Genomic DNA, 4745 nt, shown 5'->3' with positions numbered 1-4745 from the left:
CGCACGACGGCTTCACGCTCCGCGACCTCGTGTCCTACGACGTCAAACACAACCTCGGCAACGGAGAGCAGAACCGCGACGGAGCCGACACCAACCGGTCCTACAACCACGGCGCCGAGGGCAAGACCGACGACCCGCGCATCCTCGCCACGCGCCGGAAGGCCATGCGCAACCTCCTCGGCACGCTGCTGCTGTCGGCGGGCGTGCCCATGATCACCGCCGGTGATGAGATGGGTCGGACGCAGCGGGGCAACAACAACGCCTACTGCCACGACTCGCCCCTCACCTGGCTGTCCTGGGAGCTCGCCCCCTGGCAGCAGGACCTGCTGGCGCACACCCGGCGGCTCCTGGCGCTTCGTCGCGACAACCCCGCGCTGCGTCCCGTCCGGTTCGCACGGCTCGGGGAACGCATCCCCTCCGCGTCGGTCATGGACTGGTACGACGAGCACGGTGAGACCATGTCCAGCGACCGCTGGACCGATCCCTCGCACCGCACGCTGCAATACCTCGCGACCTCGACGCCCGAGAACGAGGACCCCAATCGCATCCTCCTCGTCGTCCACGGAAACGAGAGCCCGGTCGACGTGGCGCTCCCCGTGCTCTCCGACGACGTCGGGTACATCGAGCTGTGGTCGAGCGCCGACGACGCGCCCGCGCAGGATACCCCGCGTTTCGCCCCCGGCGACGTCGTGCCGTTCGTCGGGACCTCGATGCGGTTGTTCCGCGTTGAGGCGACCGGCTGAGCGGCATCCGCGATCCGGCCCGTCCTGTCAAGGCCCGGGGCAAGCCCTGGGGGAACGTCGCCGGGCCACGATAGGTTCGGACCGTGGCCACCACGACGACGACCCCCACGCCCGTGTCCCCCTGGCGCAGCGCCGCCTCGATCCCGGTGCGTCCGATCAAGCCGACGCCCTCGAAGGGAGTGGTGACGCCGCGCATTCCGCTGGCGCTGCCGCACCCGCACGTTCCGGGTGGCCGGTTCCGCCCCTCCGCCTTCGTCGGCGAGGCGGTGCCCTTCACGGTCACCGCCTTCCGCGAGGGACACGACCGTATCGGCGTCCACGTGCGACTGTTCTCGCCGTCGGGCGATGAGTCGCTGCACCGGCTTTCCCCCCTGAACGACGGGTTCGACCGCTGGTCGACACTCGTCGCGCCGCTCGAGCAGGGTGTGTGGCGTTTCCATTTCGAGGCGTTCGCCGACGAATTCGCCACCTGGGAGCACGCCGCCGAGGTGAAGATCGCGGCGGGGGTCGACTCCGCACTCATGCGCGAGATGGGCGCACAGCTCTTCGACCGCGCCCGCGGCGAGAAGAAGCGCCCCAGCGGCGACAAAGACCTGCTCTACACCGCCGCGCGCACCCTCCGCGACCCGGATGTCCACGACGACGTCGCGCTTCAGGTGGTCCGCGACCCCGAGATCGCCGAGCTCTTCGCGACGCGTCCGATGATGGCGCTCGTTTCGGCGGGCAAGGATGCCGAGCTGCTCGTCGAGCGCGAGCGCGCCGGAGTGGGCGCGTGGTACGAGTTCTTCCCGCGGTCGGAGGGCGCCACCCGCGCCGAGGACGGATCGGTCGTGAGCGGCACGTTCCGTACGGCCGTGGACCGGCTCCCCGGCGTCGCCGGCATGGGCTTCGACGTGCTGTACCTCCCGCCGATCCACCCGATCGGCGAACAGAACCGCAAGGGTCCGAACAACACGCTCGTCACCTCCCCCGGCGACCCCGGCTCCCCGTGGGCGATCGGCGCATCGGCCGGCGGACACGACACGGTCCACCCCGACCTCGGCACCCTCGAGGACTTCCGCGCATTCGTGGACGCCGCCCGCGCGCAGGGCATCGAGGTGGCCCTGGACCTGGCGCTGCAGGCCTCGCCCGACCACCCGTGGGTCACCGAGCACCCCGAGTGGTTCACGACGCTCCCCGACGGATCGATCGCGTACGCCGAGAACCCCCCGAAGAAGTACCAGGACATCTACCCGGTCAACTTCGACAACGATCCCGATGGCATCCGCGCCGAGGTCCTCCGGATCGTGCGGCACTGGATCGCGCAGGGCGTGAAGATCTTCCGTGTCGACAACCCGCACACCAAGCCCCTGCAGTTCTGGGAGTGGCTCATCGCGACGATCAGCGCGGAGGAGCCCGACACGGTGTTCCTGGCCGAAGCCTTCACACGCCCCGCCCCGCTGCAGGGTCTCGCGATGGCGGGATTCCAGCAGAGCTACACCTACTTCACGTGGCGGAACACCAAGGAGGAGCTCGAGGAGTTCTTCGATGGGCTCGCGCACGAGACGGCCGACTTCCTGCGGCCCAACCTGTTCGTCAACACGCCCGATATCCTCACGGAGTACCTGCAGTTCGGCGGTCGTCCGGCGTACAAGGTCCGTGCCGCCCTCGCCGCGACGGCCGCGCCGACCTACGGCGTCTACGCCGGGTACGAGCTGTACGAGAACGTCGCACGGCCGGGCTCCGAAGAGAACATCGACAACGAGAAGTACGAGTACAAGTTCCGCGACTGGGAGGGCAGCGAGGCCGCCGGCGACTCGCTCGCCCCGTACCTGCGCAGGCTCAACGAGATCCGACGCGACCACCCCGCCCTGCGGCAATTGCGTAACCTCCACGTGCAGTGGAGTGACGACGACGCGATCCTCGTCTACGCCAAGCACCTCGACGCGGCTCTGTCCCCCACCGGAGAATCCGACACGATCATCGTCGTCGCGAACGTCGACCCGCATTCCACGCGCGCGACCACGGTTCATCTCGACACGACCATCTGGGGCGCGGAGCCCGGCACCTCCTACGAGGTCGAAGACCTCGTGACCGGTGCCGTCTGGACCTGGGCAGATCACAACTTCGTACGCCTCGACGCGTTCGACGAACCCGTGCACATCCTGCACGTGAAGGAGGCACGATGACTGCCCTTCCCCCCGATCTCCTGGATGCCGTGGCCCACGGCGCCCACCACGACCCGCACAGCGTGCTCGGTGCGCACCAGAGCGCCGACGGCTGGATCATCCGCACGCGGCGCCCGCTCGCGCAGGCGGTCGTCGCGGAGCGCGAAGACGGCTCCGCGGTGGAACTGGCCCACACGCGTGCCGGTATCTGGGAGGGCGTCGTCGACGAAGCCCCCGGCCCGTACCGTGTGCGTGCGACGTACGACGACGGCGCGGAGCACATCGTTGACGACCCGTACCGGCACGCGCCCTCGCTCGGCGAGCTGGACCTGCACCTCATTTCGGAGGGGCGCCACGAGGAGCTGTGGCGGGTCCTGGGCGCGCACGTCCGCGAGCTCGACGGCTCGACCGGAACGGCCTTCACCGTGTGGGCGCCCGATGCCCGCGCAGTGCGGGTCATCGGCGACTTCAACGGGTGGGACGGAACGGGCAGCGCATTGCGCTCGATGGGCGGCAGCGGTGTCTGGGAACTGTTCGTTCCCGAGGTCGGCGTCGGCGCGCGCTACAAGTTCGAGATCCTCACGCGAGCGGGCGCCTGGATCCAGAAGGCCGATCCGATGGCACGCCTCGCAGAGGTCCCGCCGGCGACCGCGTCGGTCGTCACCGCGTCCGAGTACCGCTGGGCGGACGACGAGTGGATCGATGAGCGGTCCCGCACCGCCCCCATCGACCGGCCCATGTCGATCTACGAGCTGCACCTCGGGTCGTGGCGACCCGGGCTGTCGTACCGGGACGCCGCCGACGAGATCATCGATTACGTCGGCGCGCAGGGGTTCACCCACGTCGAGTTCCTCCCGCTGGCCGAGCACCCGTTCGGGGGGTCCTGGGGCTACCAGGTGTCGGGCTACTACGCCCCCACAAGCCGATTCGGCGATCCCGACGACCTCCGCTATCTCATCGACCGGCTGCACCAGGCCGACATCGGCGTGATCATGGACTGGGTTCCCGGCCACTTCCCCAAGGACGACTTCGCCCTCGCGAAGTTCGACGGCGAAGCGCTCTACGAGCACCCCGACCCGCGCCGCGGCGAGCACAAGGACTGGGGAACCCTCATCTTCGACTACGGCCGCAACGAGGTGCGCAACTTCCTCGTCGCGAACGCGTTGTACTGGTTCGAGGAATTCCACGTCGACGGACTGCGCGTGGATGCCGTGGCATCCATGCTCTACCTCGACTACTCCCGCAACGACGGCGAGTGGGCCCCCAACCAGTTCGGAGGGCGCGAGAACCTCGAGGCGATCCGGTTCCTGCAGGAGGTGAACGCCACCGCCTACAAGCGCTACCCGGGTATCGCGATGATCGCGGAGGAATCGACGAGCTTCCCGGGCGTCACCGCGCCCACCGCCCACGCCGGACTCGGCTTCGGGTTCAAGTGGAACATGGGCTGGATGAACGACTCGCTCCAGTACATCGGGCGCGACCCGATGTACCGCTCGCATCACGAGGGCGAGCTGTCGTTCTCGTTCGTGTACGCGTTCAGCGAGAACTTCATCCTGCCGATCAGCCACGACGAGGTCGTGCACGGCAAAGGCAGCCTGTTCGGTCGCATGCCGGGCGACCACTGGCAGAAGCTCGCCAACATGCGGACGTTCCTGGCGTACATGTGGGGTCACCCCGGCAAGCAGCTGCTGTTCATGGGTCAGGAATTCGGGCAGATGTCCGAGTGGTCCGAGTCGCGCAGCCTCGACTGGTGGATGCTCGACCAGCCGTCGCACGCGCAGCTGCACTCCTTCGTGGCGGAATTGAACCGCGTCTACCGTGAGCACGCCCCGCTGTGGTCGCGCGACCACGACGG

Annotated in this window: 2 protein-coding genes and 1 pseudogene; all 3 read left to right on the top strand. The window is 68.7% G+C overall.

Annotation, left to right across the window (positions count from 1 at the left end; all coding sequences use genetic code 11):
* A pseudogene (locus D8Y23_RS16130) lies at window positions 1-743 on the top strand (glycogen debranching enzyme); the annotation flags it as partial.
* Between the two features lie 83 nt (window positions 744-826).
* Window positions 827-2911, top strand: coding sequence for a maltotransferase domain-containing protein (locus D8Y23_RS16125; protein ID WP_428844488.1), 2085 nt, complete (start codon window positions 827-829; stop codon window positions 2909-2911).
* Window positions 2908-4745 (top strand): 1,4-alpha-glucan branching protein GlgB (gene glgB / locus D8Y23_RS16120; protein ID WP_128219052.1); only part of this gene is annotated, 1838 nt, incomplete at its 3' end. The genes D8Y23_RS16125 and glgB, both read left to right, overlap by 4 nt.

The organism is Microbacterium enclense (genome assembly GCF_004022425.1).
GTDB classification, from domain to species: Bacteria; Actinomycetota; Actinomycetes; order Actinomycetales; family Microbacteriaceae; genus Microbacterium; species Microbacterium enclense_A.
The sequence above is the reverse complement of the archived record's forward strand: the minus strand, read 5'-3'. Positions and strand labels throughout refer to the sequence as shown.